General features: G+C 31.9%; 18 protein-coding genes and 2 pseudogenes. 5 read left to right on the top strand and 15 right to left on the bottom strand.

Annotated elements, in window-relative coordinates; translation table 11 throughout:
* Positions 1–85: 85 nt before the first annotated feature.
* On the bottom strand, positions 86–1,300 hold the full coding sequence (locus AC22L0_RS09375; RefSeq protein ID WP_000168014.1) for a cytochrome P450: 1,215 nt from the start codon (positions 1,298–1,300) through the stop codon (positions 86–88).
* 140 nt (positions 1,301–1,440) lie between these two features.
* Between AC22L0_RS09375 and AC22L0_RS09370 the strand changes: the two genes are divergently transcribed.
* Positions 1,441–1,938, top strand: coding sequence for a PadR family transcriptional regulator (locus AC22L0_RS09370; protein WP_000289122.1), 498 nt, complete (start codon positions 1,441–1,443; stop codon positions 1,936–1,938).
* A 102-nt stretch (positions 1,939–2,040) separates the two neighbouring features.
* Here the strand turns inward: AC22L0_RS09370 and AC22L0_RS09365 are convergent, their stop codons facing one another.
* The 6 genes from AC22L0_RS09365 to AC22L0_RS09340 all read right to left on the bottom strand — a co-directional run bounded on the left by AC22L0_RS09365 (position 2,041) and on the right by AC22L0_RS09340 (position 7,390).
* Complete coding sequence (locus AC22L0_RS09365) at positions 2,041–2,196, bottom strand: DUF1540 domain-containing protein (RefSeq protein WP_000046095.1); 156 nt, start codon at positions 2,194–2,196, stop codon at positions 2,041–2,043.
* Between the two features lie 52 nt (positions 2,197–2,248).
* Entirely contained in the window at positions 2,249–2,899 is a 651-nt protein-coding gene (locus tag AC22L0_RS09360) for a Vat family streptogramin A O-acetyltransferase (RefSeq protein ID WP_048567664.1), read from the bottom strand.
* A complete protein-coding gene (locus AC22L0_RS09355) occupies positions 2,889–4,172 on the bottom strand; it encodes an MFS transporter (RefSeq protein ID WP_000106395.1) in 1,284 nt (427 codons plus the stop codon). Before AC22L0_RS09355 ends, AC22L0_RS09360 begins: the two co-directional genes overlap by 11 nt.
* Before the next feature lie 267 nt (positions 4,173–4,439).
* Positions 4,440–5,675, bottom strand: a complete 1,236-nt coding sequence (locus tag AC22L0_RS09350; RefSeq protein WP_000062125.1) for a cytochrome P450 family protein — start codon at positions 5,673–5,675, stop codon at positions 4,440–4,442.
* A 160-nt stretch (positions 5,676–5,835) separates the two neighbouring features.
* Positions 5,836–6,240: a hypothetical protein gene (locus AC22L0_RS09345; protein WP_000282680.1), complete on the bottom strand. Its 405-nt coding sequence runs from the start codon at positions 6,238–6,240 to the stop codon at positions 5,836–5,838.
* A gap of 145 nt (positions 6,241–6,385) precedes the next feature.
* Positions 6,386–7,390 carry a DUF1835 domain-containing protein gene (locus tag AC22L0_RS09340; protein ID WP_087964760.1) on the bottom strand — a complete coding sequence of 335 codons (1,005 nt, stop codon included), beginning with the start codon at positions 7,388–7,390 and terminating at the stop codon, positions 6,386–6,388.
* A 208-nt stretch (positions 7,391–7,598) separates the two neighbouring features.
* Here AC22L0_RS09340 and AC22L0_RS09335 point away from each other — a divergent pair, with 208 nt between their 5' ends.
* Positions 7,599–7,811 carry a hypothetical protein gene (locus tag AC22L0_RS09335; RefSeq protein WP_000416828.1) on the top strand — a complete coding sequence of 71 codons (213 nt, stop codon included), beginning with the start codon at positions 7,599–7,601 and terminating at the stop codon, positions 7,809–7,811.
* A 328-nt stretch (positions 7,812–8,139) separates the two neighbouring features.
* On the opposite strand, the gene AC22L0_RS09330 is transcribed toward AC22L0_RS09335, so the two are convergent.
* The 4 genes from AC22L0_RS09330 to AC22L0_RS09315 all read right to left on the bottom strand — a co-directional run bounded on the left by AC22L0_RS09330 (position 8,140) and on the right by AC22L0_RS09315 (position 11,677).
* The gene (locus AC22L0_RS09330) at positions 8,140–8,343 is read right to left on the bottom strand and encodes a hypothetical protein (protein ID WP_000878372.1); all 204 of its coding nucleotides are present in this window, start codon (positions 8,341–8,343) and stop codon (positions 8,140–8,142) included.
* A 120-nt stretch (positions 8,344–8,463) separates the two neighbouring features.
* Positions 8,464–8,880 (bottom strand): DUF3995 domain-containing protein, encoded by a 417-nt coding sequence (locus tag AC22L0_RS09325; protein WP_000905573.1) that lies wholly within the window; start codon positions 8,878–8,880, stop codon positions 8,464–8,466.
* Between the two features lie 139 nt (positions 8,881–9,019).
* Positions 9,020–9,787, bottom strand: a complete 768-nt coding sequence (locus AC22L0_RS09320; RefSeq protein ID WP_000732183.1) for a DUF3959 family protein — start codon at positions 9,785–9,787, stop codon at positions 9,020–9,022.
* A gap of 207 nt (positions 9,788–9,994) precedes the next feature.
* Positions 9,995–11,677, bottom strand: a complete 1,683-nt coding sequence (locus tag AC22L0_RS09315) for an RNaseH domain-containing protein (RefSeq protein ID WP_135238874.1) — start codon at positions 11,675–11,677, stop codon at positions 9,995–9,997.
* Between the two features lie 347 nt (positions 11,678–12,024).
* On the opposite strand from AC22L0_RS09315, the gene AC22L0_RS09310 reads away from it, so the two are divergent.
* Positions 12,025–12,570, top strand: a complete 546-nt coding sequence (locus tag AC22L0_RS09310; protein WP_487272246.1) for a hypothetical protein — start codon at positions 12,025–12,027, stop codon at positions 12,568–12,570.
* Positions 12,571–13,111: 541 nt separating this feature from the next.
* Here the strand turns inward: AC22L0_RS09310 and AC22L0_RS09305 are convergent.
* The 3 genes and pseudogenes from AC22L0_RS09305 to AC22L0_RS09295 form a co-directional block, all read right to left on the bottom strand.
* Positions 13,112–13,849 (bottom strand): class I SAM-dependent methyltransferase, encoded by a 738-nt coding sequence (locus AC22L0_RS09305; RefSeq protein WP_000812398.1) that lies wholly within the window; start codon positions 13,847–13,849, stop codon positions 13,112–13,114.
* A gap of 355 nt (positions 13,850–14,204) precedes the next feature.
* Positions 14,205–15,989 (bottom strand): S9 family peptidase, encoded by a 1,785-nt coding sequence (locus AC22L0_RS09300; protein ID WP_246962974.1) that lies wholly within the window; start codon positions 15,987–15,989, stop codon positions 14,205–14,207.
* 147 nt (positions 15,990–16,136) lie between these two features.
* Positions 16,137–16,250 (bottom strand): annotated as a pseudogene (locus tag AC22L0_RS09295) (replication-relaxation family protein); the annotation flags it as partial.
* Between the two features lie 214 nt (positions 16,251–16,464).
* Between AC22L0_RS09295 and AC22L0_RS09290 the strand changes: the two are divergent.
* On the top strand, positions 16,465–17,169 hold the full coding sequence (locus tag AC22L0_RS09290; RefSeq protein WP_135238834.1) for a CsxC family protein: 705 nt from the start codon (positions 16,465–16,467) through the stop codon (positions 17,167–17,169).
* Between the two features lie 139 nt (positions 17,170–17,308).
* A complete protein-coding gene (locus AC22L0_RS09285; RefSeq protein WP_487272245.1) occupies positions 17,309–18,142 on the top strand; it encodes a DUF7852 domain-containing protein in 834 nt (277 codons plus the stop codon).
* A gap of 21 nt (positions 18,143–18,163) precedes the next feature.
* Here AC22L0_RS09285 and AC22L0_RS09280 read toward each other — a convergent pair.
* Positions 18,164–18,364, bottom strand: a pseudogene (locus tag AC22L0_RS09280) (N-acetylmuramoyl-L-alanine amidase); the annotation flags it as partial.
* Positions 18,365–18,618 lie beyond the last annotated feature (254 nt).

Below are 18,618 nucleotides of genomic sequence, written 5' to 3'. Positions count from 1 at the left end.
ACAATTCCATATTAAGGTGATTACCGAAAACTCACAATTGAGAAACAAAAAACAAGATGCAAATGTATGCACCTTGTTAAGATTTTTATTTAGCTTTCAATCGAATAGGTAAGTATTTTAATGTTTGTTCATTTTCCAATATACATTTTTCTAAACAGAAAGATGGAGATAGCTCTATTTTTTCAAAAGCATTTATAAAGGTAGTTAATGCAATCTCAGCCTCTAAACGTGCAAGTGGTGCTCCTAAGCAAAAGTGAGGACCTTTCCCAAAGGTTAAATGCTTTTCATTTCCTGTTCGATGTACATTAAATTGAGAGGCTTGTGAAAATTTTTTCTCGTCTAAATTCGCTGCACTAACCCACGCAACAATCATCTGATCCTTTTTCATTAAAGAACCAAATATATTTGTATCCTCTGTAATCCTCCGGGCTAATGTAACAGGAAAGCGATAGCGTAATACTTCCTCAATCGCTTTTGAAATTAAGTTAGGTTCTTTTCTTAACTCTTCATAAATTCCAGGTGAATCTACTAAAAAGCAATAAAAGCTATTAATAATTAAATTTGTAGTGGTTTCATTCCCAGCTGCTAGTAAACCTAATGAAAAGGTTACAATTTCTTCATCGGTTAATCTTTCGCCTTCATATTCAGCTCGAATTAAATCAGAAATGATATCATCGGTTAAATGATATCTCTTTTCCTGAACAATCGGTAGAAGGTATGCTTTGAATTCATTTAATGCTATCCCTTTCTCAGCATCCAGATCATTAAACTTTTCTTTACTATACGGCATAAATAAAATATCAGACCATTCTTTAATTTTTTTACGATCTGTTGTTGGGACTCCTAATAAATCAGAAATAACGGTAACAGGTAAAGGTGCAGCAAACTGTTCAACGATATTAACTTCACTACATTTTTCGATATGTTGTACAAGTTCATCTGCGATAGCCTGTATTCGAGGTTTCCACTGTTCTAAACTTCTTGGAGTAAATGCCTTAGAAACAATGGAACGTACATTGCGATGTTCTGGTGGATCTGTAGAGTTTATATTTATTCTAGTTTCTAAAGGAGGGATTGAGAATTGTCTGCGCTCCCTTCTACTTGAAAATAAGCGATAATCTGATAAAACACGATTTACATCATCATATAAAAAAACATTCCATACATCCTGCTCTTCATCATAATGAACTGGGTGATTATCCCTCATCAAACGATACCATTCATATGGATTCCATAATTCTTCTTTTGTTTTCAGCTTTGAAATTTCATGAACTAAAATAACATTTTCAGGTGAAGCCATAGTTCTTTCCTCCCTTTTCTTTTACAATAAAAGTGATAGGTCGGCAGTTCAAAGTTGTATAAACTATCATATGTTATTTTAACATATACTAAAGGGGATTTTTCATTAAAGAACTTGAGAAATATATAAGGGGGATTTTTATGTACGTTGATATTTTACTACTAGCAGAATTAACGACCGGACCAAAACATGGATATGAAATCAAAAAAAATGTTCAAAATCGTTTAGGTGAGAATTTTGAATTAAATCACAACATGCTTTACCCTGCCCTTCGGCGCTTTGAAAATATGGGTGCTATAACGAAAAAAATACATAAACAAGTTGGAAAACCAAACCGAAATATGTACGATATAACAGAAACAGGAGAAGAAATTTTTTCTGAAATGTTACGAGAGTTTCCCGAAAAACTTGCGACAAATAATGCAGAATTTCTTGTTCGTATCGCGCTATTTGAAAAACTTGAATATGAAGCTAGAAAAGAGATTTTGACTGTACGTCAAAACGTACTACATAGTCAACTTACCGCTATTCAGTCTCTAGAGGTTACCTCAGCCTTTATTACTGAAGTCATTGAATTTAGTAAATCACGAATTGAACATGAATTGAGTTGGATTACATCACTTATGAAGAAAATATAAAAAAATAACAAAAAAAGCTAAAATTAATGAATGAAAATGATATTTATTATCAATACTATCATTAATAAAAGGGCAACCACGATTTGGCTACCCTTAAAGAATTTACACTTCTGGATCAAATGTTTTGCAATCTGTTTCTTCCGTTGTAGATGCATGTTTACCTTTATGACTTACTACGTAAATTGCCTCTGCACTACATTTATTACCGTTCGCCCAAAATTTACAGTTGTTTACTTCACATAAAACGTCTTGTGCCATAGTATCACACCTCCTTGTTCTATTATCATTAACAAAATTCGGAGGTATGATACTATTTGTCATCCATTTTCCATTCCCTTTTTAGCTTTCTTAATGGTTCAATATCTCCGCGTACGATAGCATCAATATTTCCAGTTATTTTTTCAATATCAAAATGCCACCATTGAATTTGCAATAATTCTTGAATTATTTCATTTGAAAATCTCTCTTTTATTTTATTTGCAGGGTTTCCACCAACAATTGTATATGGTGCGACGTCTCTAGTCACAACAGATTTAGCTGCAATGATTGCACCATCCCCTATTTTTATTCCGGGCATAATTGTTGTATCCATACCAATCCAAACGTCATTTCCTATAACTGTATCACCTTTATAAGGTAAATCAGACAAACTAGGTGTATACTTCTCCCACCCATTTCCAAATATATTAAATGGATATGCCGAAAATCCATCCATCCGATGATTGGCTCCGTTCATAATAAAGTTAACTCCAGATGCAATACAACAAAACTTTCCAATAGTAAGGCGATCTCCAAGAAATTCATAATGATGTAATACTCGATCTTCAAATGTTTCTCCATCTTTCGCATCATAATAAGAATAGTCACCAACAAGTATATTAGGTTTTGTTATTATATTTTTTATAAATTGAACGTTTTGATTGCCTTCAATAGGGTATTTAACATTTGGATTAGGATTCATTTTGTATAGCACTTCCTTTACCACTTATTTCACTTTCTACCGCTATTACTGGCTTTAAATTGTATATAGGTAAAATAAACAATAATCCAATTATAAAAAGTAAAGCCGTCCCTTCATACATCATACTTAATGAAAACATCTCTTTTAATGAGCCAGCTATACTCATCGTTACTACCATTGAACCGGTAAAAAGCGGACTTAAAATACCATTTACACGACCTATAAAATCGGTATCGCTATTTTGAATAATAAGCGTATTAATACCAATTTGGATACAAGGAAGAGCTAAACCACTAAAAAGCTGCGCTGTAAGTGTCACCCATAAATTTGTAGAATATCCTATAATGCCAATACCAATTGCTTGACCAAGCATACCGATAATTAACATCTTTTGCGGAGCAACGTTTTTCGCAAATACCATTGCTAATGCTCCGCCAACAATCATTCCCGCACCATTTACTGTTAGTAGCCACTGTAAACTCTCTTTTGATAATCCTAACTGCTCAGTCACAATAAATATACCTAATGGCTGAATTAATCCTATACCTAGTCCTGCAGCCATAAAACAAAGCCCTAGTAAAGTTAATGCTTTTTTCTTTTTGACATACTTAATACCATCCTTCATCTCCTGCAACAGAGTGATATCCTTCTTTTCTACGTCGTTTTCAAGATCTTTCGGAAGGAATAACAATACAACTGCCGCAAGTAAAAACGAAATACCTGTTATGATGATTGAAATATAAATTCCAAAACTATGAAAGATAAATGTCCCTAGTATTGGTCCTAATACCATAAATATTGCAAATATCGTTTGATATATAGACATTGCTAATTGAATTTGTTCCGTTGATAAATGTTGTTTAAACAACTTCATTCCAGATGGTTGTGAAAACTGTGAAAGGATTGCAGAGATGAGTGTCACAAAAAACACAATTTTCCACGTTCCAAACATAAGCGTAATTAATACAGCGAATACTGAAATGGAACTTAACGTTTCACACCATATCATTGTCTTCTTTGGCTTCCACCTATCAGCAAAAGTACCGCCAATAAATGAAAAAATAAAAATTGGAGCGAATTCAGCAACTGAAATCATCGAAATAGCAAAAGCATCACCTTTTGTCATTTCCATTACATATAGTAATACCGCAAAGTTTCGAACCCATATTCCTATTTGTAAAAATAATGCTGATGCTAAAATCCCTTGAACAAACCGATTTTTTAATACTTGTGATACCCCATTGTTTTGTTTCGTTACTACATTTGTCGACATAAAAAAGCCTCCTATTTCATGTTCTGAACAGGAGGCAGCACAAATCATATAAAAAGACTATATATTCGCAGAGCGAAATACATCCCTTTTCTATAAATGTACAGACTAACCCTATTCAGAAGAATATTTCGTTTTTTAACGAAGATCTCTTACAAATAGAATTAGTTGATCATTGGGATGTTTTCACCCTTCCGTTTCGAATTTAAATAACACATACATACTCTATGTAAATCATTTTCGATGTATGCATGTCTCCTTTTAACTATTCTAGAAAGTTAAAGGCAATTCCTCTAAAGAACGCATTAAATAGTTACCTTGCCATTTAATTTCTTCACGATTCCCTTTTATTTGTAGTTCAGGCATTCGATTAAACAAAGTAGTAATAGCAATCTTTGCTTCTAACCTCGCAAGTGGAGCGCCTAAACAGAAATGGCTACCATGACCAAAGGCAATATGACGATTATTTTCCCGAGTAATATCGAATACTTCTGGGTTTTCAAATACAGTTTCATCACGATTTGCAGAAGCTAAGGCAATGACAACCATATCTCCTTTTTCGATTGTTCGGTCGTGAATTTGAAAAGGTTCCGCTGCCCATCTTGCAGTTGTAACCTCAACTGGAGAATAATAACGCAATCCTTCCTCAATAGCCGAATCAATTAGTTTTGGATTATCTTTTAATAACTGTAATTGATTTGGATTTTCAAGAAGTGCTAATACCGTATTTGTAATTAAATTCACTGTCGTCTCGTGTCCTGCTACAATTAATAGCATTATCATTGAATATAGTTCCCGAGCGCTAAGTTTATGCCCTTCACTCTCTGCAAGTATTAAAGCACTCACTAAGTCTTCTTTTGGCTCTTTTCGTTTAATATCAACTAAATATTGAAGATATGTAATAAACTCAGATAGTTGTTTTTCGGTCTCTTTTATTTCTTCAGGTGTTTCTGGTGATGCAATAACAGCATGAGACCAAATTCTAAATTTCGCTTGATCTTCTTTTGGAATACCGAGCATCTCACTTATTACAATAATCGGTAATGGAAATGAATAATCATCCACAAGATTTAATGTACCTTTTCGCTCTATATCACTTATCAAATCATCTGCTATTTTCTCAATTCTTTTGTCTAATTGTGCAATCATCTTCGGTGTAAAAGCTTTTTGAACTAAAGATCGTAAACGACTGTGGTTAGGTGGATCTGAATTTAGCATATGCGTTGTTAAGTGGTCACTATTATCAACGGAAAGATACATGTTCTTTATATCTTGAGAAAACACATTTGTCCAATCTTTTTTTAAACGATTATCTTTTAAAAGTGGCAGAGCATCTTCATATCTAGTAATGAGCCATTCTTTACCGATTTCAACTTGGTTTACAAATAATATAGGTTGTTTTTTTCGCGATTCTTTATAAATTTCATACGCATCTTCTTTAAACTGAGCTGAAGCTAAATTAATGCCATCCTCTATGCTTAACCCAACTTTGTTTTTCATTGACATTGTATTCCCTCACTCTCATTTGTTTTTGAAAATCAACCCAACATATGCATTATACTCTAATAAAAACGTGAAAATTGTAAATTTTTAATCAAAATCTTACTTCGTATATTGAAAAATAAAAAAGTGAGAGAGTAAAATCGTTTCACTCTCCCACTTCTCTTTATGCGAAGCACATAAAATTACTAATTTGTTGATAGCGATAACTTACTTTACGACGACGACCACCTTGCCACGTGTAACCTGACACTCCATTTCTTCTCACTTCAGTCGGGAAGAACCATAAATCTCTTCCGAAAGGACCAGGACGATGTAAGCGTAAATAGCCCCATCTTCCTAGACAGTTACACATCCATGATTTCATATTACCTGGTTGTGCTGGAGAAGCAAATGTAGACGGTAACGACGGCGCTTGTGACGGAGGTGGTGACGTTGGAGCATCTTCTGCATCATCTGGTCTGTAATCTTCTTGTTCAATATCTCTCACTTCATTTGTAGGTTCATACCCGTAGTCATGTGGATTATAATACATCGCTTGATCATATGGATAATTTTGTTGGTTATACATATTAACAAATCACCTTCTTTTCATTCATTACCTTTACCATTCATATGTGATATGCCCTCTCTGGGAAGCTTATGTATAGCCCAAATTCAACTTAAAAAGCTCGTATTATTAAAAATACGAGCCTTTCAAAAATAGAATATGTTTATTATTTCCTTAACTTCACACTATAAAAACGCATTTCATCTAACGAACCTTCAAATTCAAATACTTCTTGTTTAATTAATTGTTTCAAGCGATATTCTAAGAAAGTATCTCCAACTAACTGTTCAACAAGACCAAGTGCTTCACCAATTACTCTAGGAGCTTTAAGGAACTCTCGATCAGCACCCACACTTTTCGCGCATTCAATTATAAATTGATCAAAATAATCTTCCTGTACAGAATGCACTTCATTTTCTTTCCAAACTCTTAAACATTCTATGCTTTCCGATAATCTATCCCACTCATTTTCAAACTTCATGCGCTTCTCTTCAGTTAAATAAGGTAGCTTTATAAAACTTTTTTGGAATAGAGCTAAACTTTCAGGTGGTAATTCTCCCGTTCCACGAATATCATACTCTTGTTTTAATATTTCTCTACTTGCTTCAGACGTATTAATAACTCGAATATTTTTCTTATCCTTTAATTGTGCCATTACAAAACTTAGGCCTACATGTTCATGTGCATTATCAGCCTTCCAAATTGTAATAGGCGTTTCAACAGGAATAGTATGTAGTTCTTCTATAGTTGCTATAAATCTTGATAAATATTCTTCTTCAAAATAACTATCATAAGCAGTTAAGTTATTTATTAACCACTTCTGTCTTGCTAGTTGCCCCTCATTCGTATGCAACCTATATATCGGTCCAATTGAAAAGAATTCCGAAAAAGCAACAACACTCTCTTCAAATAATTCTTCTTGACTTAACATATATTTTAAGCAACCAGCCGTTGAATCATCAAAAGCAATATGTACGTGCGTACTTTCTTTTACATTCCTTTTATAAGTAGGATTACTCGTTAATTGTTTCGGAATATCCATCAAATTTTTAATTGTATCTTCACTGTAGTTTTCTTCTAATAAGTTTAACTGTATGAGAATACTTTGAAGTAAATCTTTAGCCTCATCTTCGTACATATTCTCTACAGCATTTTTAATTTTATCTATCACACAAATCCCTCTATTCATTTCAAAAATAACGTAGATTATAGTGTATCATTTTAGTATAGTTCTTTAAAGTCAAATCCAGATTGCTACAGCAATCTGGATTTTCAACAAAAGCTCTCCTTATATTTTTGAATTGCTAAATATTTTACTTTGAAAATCTTTGTATCTAAATGTATAATTATATAAAAACAAAAATATAGGAGCTATATTTATGGAGAAAGTACTTACTAATTATAAACATTACTTAAAAAATTGGAGATTTATATTTATTTGCATACTACCTGCTATTGCCTTATTCGTTACTTTCTATGTCATCTTCGAACTACTGTTTCATCAAAATTTCTACTTATCTAACTTAATTTCTGCTATCATATTATTTTTAATATTTATTAACGTTAAAGATAAATTTAACATTAAAGGCTAAAGAACACTATTTCAAAATAGCCCTTTATTATTGCATCCTACTATAAAATAAGACTCGTAGTAGATTTTCATAAAAAATAAGAGCACCCTGCAATTGGATGCTCTTATGTGATTAGAGGTTTTTTCTGAGTATTAAGTAGGACACGAAGATCTTGTCCTACTATATAATATATGCTTGTACTTATTATTTCGTGCATGTATTAAGAACCATGTTCAGGTACTTAATATATGCATAGTCATTGCTATAAAATCTACTCAAATATTTACTGTACGATTATCATATTTATAAATTAAAAAACATCCCTAATGGATGTTTTTTATCTAACATTTTAAGCTTCCATAAACTTAGCCGGTACACCAATTTTTTCAACTACAGAAGATATATTAGTAGGATTAATCATTACATTTTCAATACATACTAATTTATTTTCTAATATCCCATTCTCTGTAGTAATAAGTTCTTTAAACCGATCTAAAGTCATTGAGAATTTATGTTCACTTCCACCATTCATACTAACTTTTACATACTTCATAGTGTCACCGCCTTTCATAATAATTTACATTTCGACAAGAAGGCGCTTACATCCTTTTTATTTACTCTTAGATTTCTCACGTTTACATATATGTTGAGAAAAGAAACTACTATTATTCACTCACAAAATTATTGCTAATAAGAAAGATAAAGATAAAAATGCACAAAGTGGAATATATAAACCGGTATCCATTCTTGCAAAGTGCGTATCTTTTTGTCGTTTAAAGATACCAAAATAGTTAAACTCACCAATCACTCTAATAGAAAAGACAATCATACAAATCCAGGAACCGACTTGAATAATAACATTAGGAACTGCAAAATGAACAATATTTGCTTGTTGCAACAAAATTATTGCTGCCACACTTAATAATAATGCAATGAACAATGTCATTCCGGCGCGAGGTGTAAACGCCTTTTCCCCTGATTTAGTTGGAATAACACTATTTGTCCCCCAATTACCTCCGAAAGCCCAATATACATGTAAAAAGCTAACTAAAAATAATATGCAAGCAGATATATATGTAATGATAAGCATTTTATCCTCCCCTTATTTTAGTTCCTATCTATAAAATATGCTATTCCCCTCCGCAATAGCAACCTTCATTTCATTACATAAAAAAACCGTAATGATTTATCAATATTAAGATAAGTCATTACGGGGTTATTAAACTTCATTATGCATTATACCTATTTCTTCGGCGTTCCATCCTTGTTTGACCTTGAACTGCATTTTCTTTATATGGATCTATTTTCTCTGTCATTTCATATGTTGCAACTGGTTCTTCGTACTTATATTCATGGATTTTTTCTGGCATTTTACTTTTAGATTCTTTCCCACCAAACTTAAATAGTTTCATCTTTAATTTCGGTAATCTTGGAAGACGAATCTTAAATGATAATCTTTTGCGTTTCTTTTTTGGTCCAAGTAGATTTATATTTTCTTTATTATTATCTTTCTCTTTGCGGTGAATGAACATCGCAAGTAATCCTCCTATTACAAGTCCTCCAATTAATAGTAATATATATACATAATGGCTTGTCATTAAACTCGTTATGCGTTCAAGTATGACTAACGACTGTACTTCTTTTATATCCCATAGTAAAGCGGCCCATAATGAGAATAAGCCCAAAGTAAGCCCATATGTACGAAAACGGAATAAACATGGAATTAACGCGACACATGCAGCAATTTTCGCATTTGCTATGATTGAGCTTGTTGAAATATCTTGATGCCAAATAACTAACAGTAATGTTATAAATGGCGCATACGCTATCCAACTGCATATACGTGAATACATCTTTTTAGCAAAATAACTACCGAAACTAGTAAAAAATAAAAGCCCTCCAATATATATAGATTGTTCTAGAGGGATTTGCTTTGTAAGTCCTGCAATTGGAAAGAGGCCGCTCAGTAGCATTAAGAGCACATCTAATTTCTTCACAATTCCCCATTCCTTTCAAATTTTTTCAATTAATAAAAATCGTTTTTCCATATGAAATAGTTTTTGTATTTCTAAAAAACATATTAATCCTGTCTGCACATAAAGTAAATATGTAAACGAAAAGATACTTGACAAAGGATATCCTTATTTACATGAAAAAATGACAAATCCTGATCGATATAACGAGCAGGATTTGTTTACTAGTATTTAAAGTAGAATAATTGAATCTTTCTTTTCTACTTTTACTACATCTACATCCAATTCATCATCAAATTCTTTAAACTCTCTTGCATCTATGTCAGTAATATAACTCTTTATTACCTTTTCCATATGCATGGAATATGTCATGTGTACATTCTTTTTCGAAAGCATACTAGAATTACAGCACATGTAATGTATCATTTTAGCGATATAATCCCTTTCTACAGGTTTTACACCTAATGGTAGAATTTCAAGTATATATCGCTGAAAAATCCCACTACAATTAAGTGAATATTCACCAGTGCTATAATACATCCCTTTTTGATCTGCATATAAGCCAATGCTATCTAGAGCATCATCACATTCTACTACACCGTAACTTGGTACATCAAAACCTGTATTTATTCTAATAATATTTAAATTTGGAACCTTTAACACCTCTGGAACAATATCAGGTAAAATATCTGTATTAATTTCTTTATTTTGTAACTTTTTTATCCAATACCTTCTCAAATTTGCATCTACAATGAAGTAAACTTGTTCATTTTGTTCTTTTGCATATTTTACAATTTCCATTAATGTTTCGGAAACATATTGTTTAAAAAGAGCTCCCATATCATTTCTCTTTGATGGTTGTGGTAAAAATGCATTATGTTTATTTATATTTAATAATACGTAATCAATCGTTTGCCATTCTGTATTCCCATATAATTTATATAAAATTTCTTTTCCTTTTATTTTTGAAAGAATAGGTAAGAAATCAAATTTCGATATTCGTTCAATTGATAAATTAACATATATACAAGGTAAATTTATCTTATTCCAACTACGCTTCAAAAATCCTTTTTGCTCTAATAAACTAAAAACACTATTTACAATTGTTTTACGCGATACACTTTGGCCTATAAATAAATTAATAAATGTTGAAATACGGTTTGCTCGTGCAAATCCCTCTCTAATGATTTGTTTTGGATCAATTTTTTCTCGTCCATCACAATTTTTCAATGCGATTAATGCTAATGTCGCATCACTGCGCTCGCCCGCGGTAGCATAGACAGCTTTCGTAACATCATCTACAAGATTTGTTTTATATTTTTGGCAATATTGCATTTTATATGGATTTTGTAACACCTTTTCAATATTGTATCTCACAATCTTTAATAACACTGGAAAATCTGTATTCAATACATAAGAATTTTCACCAACTTTAGTCAAAACAATTTGACTCTCAAGTAATGCTTGTTCTATTTCCAGCACTATATTTTCAGACCAAACTTCTAATGTTAATGTCTCTAATCCTTTTGGTGCAAATAAAGGAAATAATTCATTTTTGTTATTTGTTGCTATCTTTTTACATTCTGGAAGTATTGTGAAATAAGAGAATTTACGCTGAAATTCTTTAAATAAATACTCTCTTTCCTTTACTTTTATACCCGGTTCTATTTTAGTACCTTGAACTTTATAAATTCTCTCATTGTATGGAAATAACACCCTTTTATTTCCCCCTACAATATAATCTTTCGGATATTGGAGAATATGGTCTAAATCCACCTCTCCCCCTATTTGAAAATCATCTTTTAAATTTCTAAATATTTTAATCCATTTCATACCGGTTGTAGCTTGTTGTATTTTTAGTTTTACAAACCGTATTTTTTTATTATTTGACGCAAACTCTGAGGTAGAAATCAATATCATGCCTCGTTTCCGTCTTAAAAGTAAAGGAATATCTGGATGATTATATTCTTGATATTAAGACTATTTTTATGAGCATTTCGTATTAGTGTGATTTAACTGATTAAAGCTAGTTTCAAAGACGACATATCAGCGATAATTTATGTATATTTTGTATAAGTGTTAGCAAGTTCGTTTGCAAACTTGTTAGCACTTTTTTATATTTCTTCTATTAATTATATATTAGGCTTTTGATAAATAAATCCAACCTCTTAGGACAAGTATCCGTTTCACATTAGTAAAAAATTAATATCTTAGTAATAGCTATTAACTATTAGCTAATTGATAGGATGGGAGATGTTTTTTTGTCTGAACGTTGTAAGAAGTGTGGACATAGACATTGTAACTGTAGGTGTTATAAAGAATGTAAAACTTGTGTACAAAAGGTTGTTATCGAGGGGGCACCGAGTGTATTTTCACCGGCTTTCGGAAATTTTTATCAGACTAACTTTGTCACATTGGTCATGAACCAACCCATGCCTTGGAATGCTACAGGGCAGACATCTGGTGGAGTAAATCTTGACTCTAATGGAGTGACTATCCACGTTACTCAAGCTGGGGCATACTATATTGATTACTATGTAAGCGTGAATTATAGTCCCAATACTCCTGGTGGTGACAGGGATTTGGGACTATTCATAAACGGGGTGGAAGTTCCCAACAATCAAACGCGATTTGGAGTTTCTGATTATGAAGCCGATCGTAATGTTTGTGCCACTGTTTCTGGTGGATCTATTGTATTTATCCCAGCCAATGCTACTGTTCAACTGAGAAATGTATTAGATGAAGTTATAGATACTTGTGATGGTAGAAAACTTGCGGCATCAATTAATCTAATTAAATTATCCTAATTTCAAATTACACGATGTATTAGAAATTAGAGACATGATAAATATGTTATCTATAAGTTGCAAAAGCACCCTAAAGTGGGTGCTTTTTGTTTGCAAATATCCTCTCCTGTTGAAGCTACCTCCTTTTCAAGGTACAGTGGAAGTCCATGTTAAACCATAAATAACATATTTTCCAAAATACTACCTAGGATAAACTTCAAGTGTTAAGCAATTCGTTTTAAAACATGTTATTACTTTTTATACTCTTCTGTTAAAAACCTTCATTGTATCTCTTCTATTACACATCACACTCACTGCCATTATGATGCAAATCATCAATTAAAGAAACAATTTATAATAGTCGCTTCCTTAACGTACAGAAATTTTTTCTTTTTCAAATTTTTCTTAGGCTGTAATGTTAGTGTTTTGTTGGTACTACCCCATGCCCATCAAGCCAAAAATTTATAGTACCCCAAAACGAAATTTTTACTTTTCTGCATTTTATTATAAGCGTTGATGACATAACATTCGAAAGCGGAAGTTAATCAACGAGGGTTTAATCTCAATATTTTCTTGATTTAATGATAATAGAAGATGGTCTCCGTTTTTCATTTATTAATTCTGGCATTTTTTCTAATCCTGTTGGAGTTGACTCTGGCTCAATAATTTTCTCAATTACAAAACCGTTGTCTATAAGAGTATTAATTAATGTTGAAATTGTTCTGTGATATTTAACAACACCATCTATCCACCAATGTTCCTCCCTTTTTCCTTCTTCCTGGTAATTATCTAATGCCCAATGCAATCTGTTTCCATTATTATCCTTAAACCAATTATTCATTTCCTTTCGAGCTGTTACTATTGGATGTTCTGTTGAAAAGATAAATTCACCATCATTTTTTAACAGATCTCTTATTTTCTTAATTAGATGTGAGTAATCTTCTATGTAATGTATAACTAAAGAACTTGTTATTAAGTCGAATTTTTGATTTGGCAAATTAAGTTCTTCTATTGGTACACACATATAATCTATTTTTTCGTTTTTGTTATACATTTCAGCTTGTTCAATCATGTTTCTTGAGATGTCCACTCCTATAACTTTCGAGGCACCATTTTCTACACAGTACATAGAAAAATGACCAGTTCCACATCCCAAATCTAATACAGACTTATCTGTAAGATTAGCAATTATAGATTTAATTGCTGGCTGTTCAACAAAATCATTAAAGGTAAATCCATTTTCACGTAATGACTTATAATTTTTAAAGAAAAACGGATTATCATAAATGTTTTGTTTCATTATATACCTCCTATAATACAATCTATATTTTTTATATTCTAGCGGGCATCCAAAAATTCCTATATTAACCAAAATAAACTTCAACTAACCTGCTATTTAGTTGAATAAGGAACAGTGTATATCCTATACATGTTAGGTTGACATAACGTCTGATTATCGGTAGCAAGGGAAAAGATGGAATCTTATTCTCACCAGAAATTGGCCTTTTTCTTTCCCTATAATTCTATGCATCTTTTTATACATTCCTATTCTGGCGCGATTTTAGGGCTCTTCCTTTTACCTACACTTGCCCTTTAGAAAAAAGAAACAACCTCTACTATAGTTGATAACCATATCCTCCAAGGTGCCATTTATTTCACTTATGCTTTGCTAAAAATTCTGTTATGCGACGATATACATATATTTCATTTTCTTTTTTTGAAAATCCATGTCCTTCATCGTCTAGTACTAGGTACTCTACATCCACTTCTTTTTCTTGCAGCGCTCGAAAAATTTGATCCGACTCCGACTTTACAACTCGAGGGTCATTTGCCCCTTGTATGATAAGAAGCGGTTTTTTCATTTGATGTAAATATGTGATTGGCGAATCTTTTCTAAGCTTATCTTTGTCTTTCTTAACATCACCAATTAAATTAACTGCAAGTGGCTTCCAATTCTCAGGCATAGATTCTATAAAACTAAATAAATCACTAGGGCCAAAAATATCTACGGCTGCACGGAAATACTCTGAATGACGCCCGTAGAGTAATAAAGTCATATACCCTCCATAACTACCGCCTACAACGAATAATTTATTAGGAGTTGAAATACCCTGTTTAAATAGCCATTCTATTCCTGCTACACAATCTAATCGAGGGGCTTCTCCCCAATCACCTTCAATCATTTTCGTAAATGTTGAACCATACCTTGTACTACCTCTAAAGTTTGGAGCGAAAATAGTATAACCTTGCCCTAATAAATATTGAAACATTGCCCTGAACTTTTTCGTCTCAGCACTTTGTGGACCACCATGAGGCCAGAATATAGTATATCCATTTTGCACTCCTTTTTTAGCTTGGAATAACAGTGCTTCTATAATTAGCCCATCAAACGAAGAATACGTAATCACATCAGGCTCCACAAGAGAATCTTCTGAAAGCCCAACTACATGGTTTCTAGTCAGAGTTATCCATTCGGTACTATTAGACTCCTTACAGTAGATATTCGCTGTTTTCGTCGCACTCTCACCCAATAAGTATAAGTTTCCAGACTTAGCGACATGAATTTGTTTGATTGTATCTACTGAAGTATCTAATAAAGTTAGTTCTTGCTTACCCCATTCAAATCTATATAATTTATCGGTAACACCTTTGGCAGTAACGATGTAACAAGTTGCTGATCCTGGGTGCCATTTTATATCAGATATGTCTTCACTTTCTATTTTGCAAATTGGCTTGAATTTCTTTTCATTCAAATCAAAAGAAGCTACATAGGAAAACTCCTCTTCATAATTTGTAACAAAAATCACTGTATTTTCATCGACATAACAAACGGATGCTATGGTGTGCTCTAGCTCGCTGGAAGGTACTATACAAGTGAATTCTTCTCCACTTTTCACATATCCTACATTATATGTATTACTATATGACCTTAAAACAATGTAATTTGTTTCATTCGGGCTCACTGCCTTCACATATGTAGGTGTCTCTGTGCCGGTAAACAGGAGAGTATCTTCTTTTGTACGTATATTATAACAACGAGAGTTTAAGAACCTTGGGTTATCTTTACTTGTGACATAGTATAGTCTTTCCCCATCCTCTGTTAAATGCACATAATAATCTTTCTCTCCTGCTGGAATCAACTCAAGCAATTCTCCACCCACTGGTTTCAATGCATAAATATGATAATTTTCATCTCCATCTTTATCAAATCCAGCTAAAATAAATCTATTCGCGGGATCTATTTTAATAAAATTACTTGATTGATTACAATATGTTAAGGGATAAGGGTATAAATTAGGTAAATCTATCGACCATAAATTAAAATGCCCATTTAAGTTTGTATTGAAAAGTAATCTTCTTTCATCTTCACTAACCGTAAAATCACTAATACTATATGACCTGAAAAATTGCTCAGCATTTTCTTTCGGAAATTGAATCATATTACATCCTCCATCCTATTTTTCGTTAAAAAATCCAGAAATATATATTATTATTCGCCATTCCCATATATACCCCTTTAGACTTTCATTAAGTTCACTTTTACTTTCTTGTCACACTCTCAAATGTAAGATTTATAAAGTTTATTATTAAAAAATTACATACACCCTTACAAATACATCATACTTAGCTGCTAACTCTTCCAGTTTCTTTTCTTTGTATTTGGTATGTATGAAGAAATGAAGTACTATTATTTTTCTATTTTTTTCATTCTAAAAATACCTTTTCGTTTCATGAGGCTTCATTTTATACATCATATTAATAGGAGAAAACATACATGCTACCATTTGAATCCATATTCAAAAAACAGAATGATAAAAAAGACTACCATAAAAACCCACTCATTACTATAAAAAATACATAATATAATTGCGAACGTATAAAATTCAGATTTAATTTAAGGGGGAAAATTATCAAATGTCAAATGAACCGTGTCCAATTATTGCTCCGTGTCCAGTTGTCAGTCAAACACAAACACCTTTATCTAATGCACCAGCAGAACCTATTGTTACAGTAAATCCTATAATAAAAGTTCCAGTAGTTTTAGCGGAGAGAACACTTCAAATTGTTGTAGAAGCAGATGTTCCATTAGATCCACCAGCATCTGAAATTAAACGTGTTTTAAAAAATGTATTTTTAACACAAGGTAAATTAGTTCCTGTAGCATTTACTCCAGTAGAAGGTACGCCTTATCGTCGTGTTACAAGAGCAAAATTATTTGTATCAGGTTATATTCGTAAAAATATTGAATATGCATCTGGTGAATGTAATGCAGCTTTATATGATCGTATTGCTAATGTTCCTTTTTCTGGATTTGCAGATTTAACAGAAGGTGATTTTTTCACTTTACCTTTAATTGCAGCTTCTTCAGATACAGCCTCTCATTTTATTAATCCAAAGGATGGCGATTTACCTCGTTTGGATAAATACTTCTTCGAAAATCATGTAGTTTATAACGAGCAACCTACTGTTGAAATAATCAGTGCTAATTTTTATGAATTAGATTTTTCTCCATGTCCTACAGCGTTAGAAGCAACATTTGATGCTTTACGTGAAAAAATTGTGTTAGATCTTACACTAAAAGTGTTGCAAGTACAACAAGTACGAGCTGGTATTGTTTAATAAACAGAAAAAGACATTATCTTCTTTATAGAAGATAATGTCTTTTTTGTTTTGATAAAACATACATAATATTAACAATGAGTGTATATAACTGAAATGGATTTAGTTATAAATTCATCGGATGGGATGTGTTTTACTGATGAATAAGCCATGGTCTGGTAATAATATGGGGCATAAAATTTATAACATTAAAAATTTAAATGAGCAATTAGTTTCAAAGAAAAAACAAAAAAAAGTAAAAGAGAAAGTATTTTCTGAAATGAGGCAAAGTAATAGAGTGAATGCTATGGTGGTAAAAATACCTTTTTCTGTTGTGTCAGAAGTAACAAATTTTTTGACGAATCCTATTTTAAGTGAAAGAAGGCAAGAAGTGTTTCTATTTGAAAATAACAATACTAATAATGAATTCTGTGAATTAGAGACACAATTAATAACTACCTCAAATTATTATTATGAAGAGCCCTATTGTAAAATGGTTTCTTCTAAGATTTTTGAAAATAGAATTCTTTTCGAATTGGATATAAAAAAAAATACGAGTGATATTCCAAGAATAAATAAAGTAGAATCATCGTGGGTTCCTATACACAATAGCATAGTAAAGAAAAAAGAAATAGAATTTGAGAACTATATAACAGGTGAATTACCAATTGAATTGGGTAGATATAAAACAGAAATTAGCTTACAAGAAGTGATAGATTTTAAGAATAGGATTATAGGTTTTCAAAACATTTCACAAGATGTAATTTTAACTGAAAGTAAATTATTGTTATCAAAGAGAACAGAGAGAGCAAATTCGCATTCAAAAGAAATTGTAATAGACAAAGGTACTTTATTTGTGAAGGGACATATTCTTCAAACAATTGAATGTCTTATAGATAATAAACAATCTCGTGATAATTTTTATTGTTTAATGCAGAATATAGAATTGGAAATAGTTATTAAAATTTTACAAAAACAAGAGCTGTCCAATTGATTAAGGACGGCTCTTGTTTTTTTACTTCACATACACGTAGGCTTCACTTGCAGTTACATAGTATGTAGTGCCTTTATTATTGTGTACTTTATATTGTGGTGAACCATTAACAGATACTTTAGCATCAATTGTAAAACCTAAACCTGCATCTACAGAACCAGCAACATCTTTATCCTGCCATGATGGAGCATCATAGAAATATATATTGTTAAATTTAGATATCGAGAATGTTTTTATGAGTTTTTCGTATAAGTATGATGTAACTGATTAAAGCTATTTTCAAAGACGACATATCAGCGATAATTTATGTCTATTCTGTATAAGTGTTAGCAAGTTCGTGTGCAAACTTGTTAGCACTTTTTTATTTAAATAACTCATACATTTCTTTTTACTTTACTGATTATATTTCCAATTGCGTACTAATTATGTAGGTTCGTCTACCTACCATATTTCAGACAAAATAGCCGGTACGGATT

It is taken from the genome of Bacillus sp. LQ01 (assembly GCF_057624735.1).
Note: the sequence above shows the minus strand (reverse complement) of the source record. Positions and strands in the feature narration are given on the sequence as shown.

Excerpts from the sequence above, each read along its gene's own strand:
- AC22L0_RS09375 (WP_000168014.1), bottom strand. The coding sequence starts at position 1,300 with ATGGCTTCACCTGAAAATGTTATTTTAGTTCATGAAATTTCAAAGCTG.
- AC22L0_RS09370 (WP_000289122.1), top strand. The coding sequence starts at position 1,441 with ATGTACGTTGATATTTTACTACTAGCAGAATTAACGACCGGACCAAAA.
- AC22L0_RS09365 (WP_000046095.1), bottom strand. The coding sequence starts at position 2,196 with ATGGCACAAGACGTTTTATGTGAAGTAAACAACTGTAAATTTTGGGCG.
- AC22L0_RS09360 (WP_048567664.1), bottom strand. The coding sequence starts at position 2,899 with ATGAATCCTAATCCAAATGTTAAATACCCTATTGAAGGCAATCAAAAC.
- AC22L0_RS09355 (WP_000106395.1), bottom strand. The coding sequence starts at position 4,172 with ATGTCGACAAATGTAGTAACGAAACAAAACAATGGGGTATCACAAGTA.
- AC22L0_RS09350 (WP_000062125.1), bottom strand. The coding sequence starts at position 5,675 with ATGTCAATGAAAAACAAAGTTGGGTTAAGCATAGAGGATGGCATTAAT.
- AC22L0_RS09345 (WP_000282680.1), bottom strand. The coding sequence starts at position 6,240 with ATGTATAACCAACAAAATTATCCATATGATCAAGCGATGTATTATAAT.
- AC22L0_RS09335 (WP_000416828.1), top strand. The coding sequence starts at position 7,599 with ATGGAGAAAGTACTTACTAATTATAAACATTACTTAAAAAATTGGAGA.
- AC22L0_RS09330 (WP_000878372.1), bottom strand. The coding sequence starts at position 8,343 with ATGAAGTATGTAAAAGTTAGTATGAATGGTGGAAGTGAACATAAATTC.
- AC22L0_RS09325 (WP_000905573.1), bottom strand. The coding sequence starts at position 8,880 with ATGCTTATCATTACATATATATCTGCTTGCATATTATTTTTAGTTAGC.
- AC22L0_RS09305 (WP_000812398.1), bottom strand. The coding sequence starts at position 13,849 with ATGAAACAAAACATTTATGATAATCCGTTTTTCTTTAAAAATTATAAG.
- AC22L0_RS09300 (WP_246962974.1), bottom strand. The coding sequence starts at position 15,989 with ATGATTCAATTTCCGAAAGAAAATGCTGAGCAATTTTTCAGGTCATAT.
- AC22L0_RS09290 (WP_135238834.1), top strand. The coding sequence starts at position 16,465 with ATGTCAAATGAACCGTGTCCAATTATTGCTCCGTGTCCAGTTGTCAGT.
- AC22L0_RS09285 (WP_487272245.1), top strand. The coding sequence starts at position 17,309 with ATGAATAAGCCATGGTCTGGTAATAATATGGGGCATAAAATTTATAAC.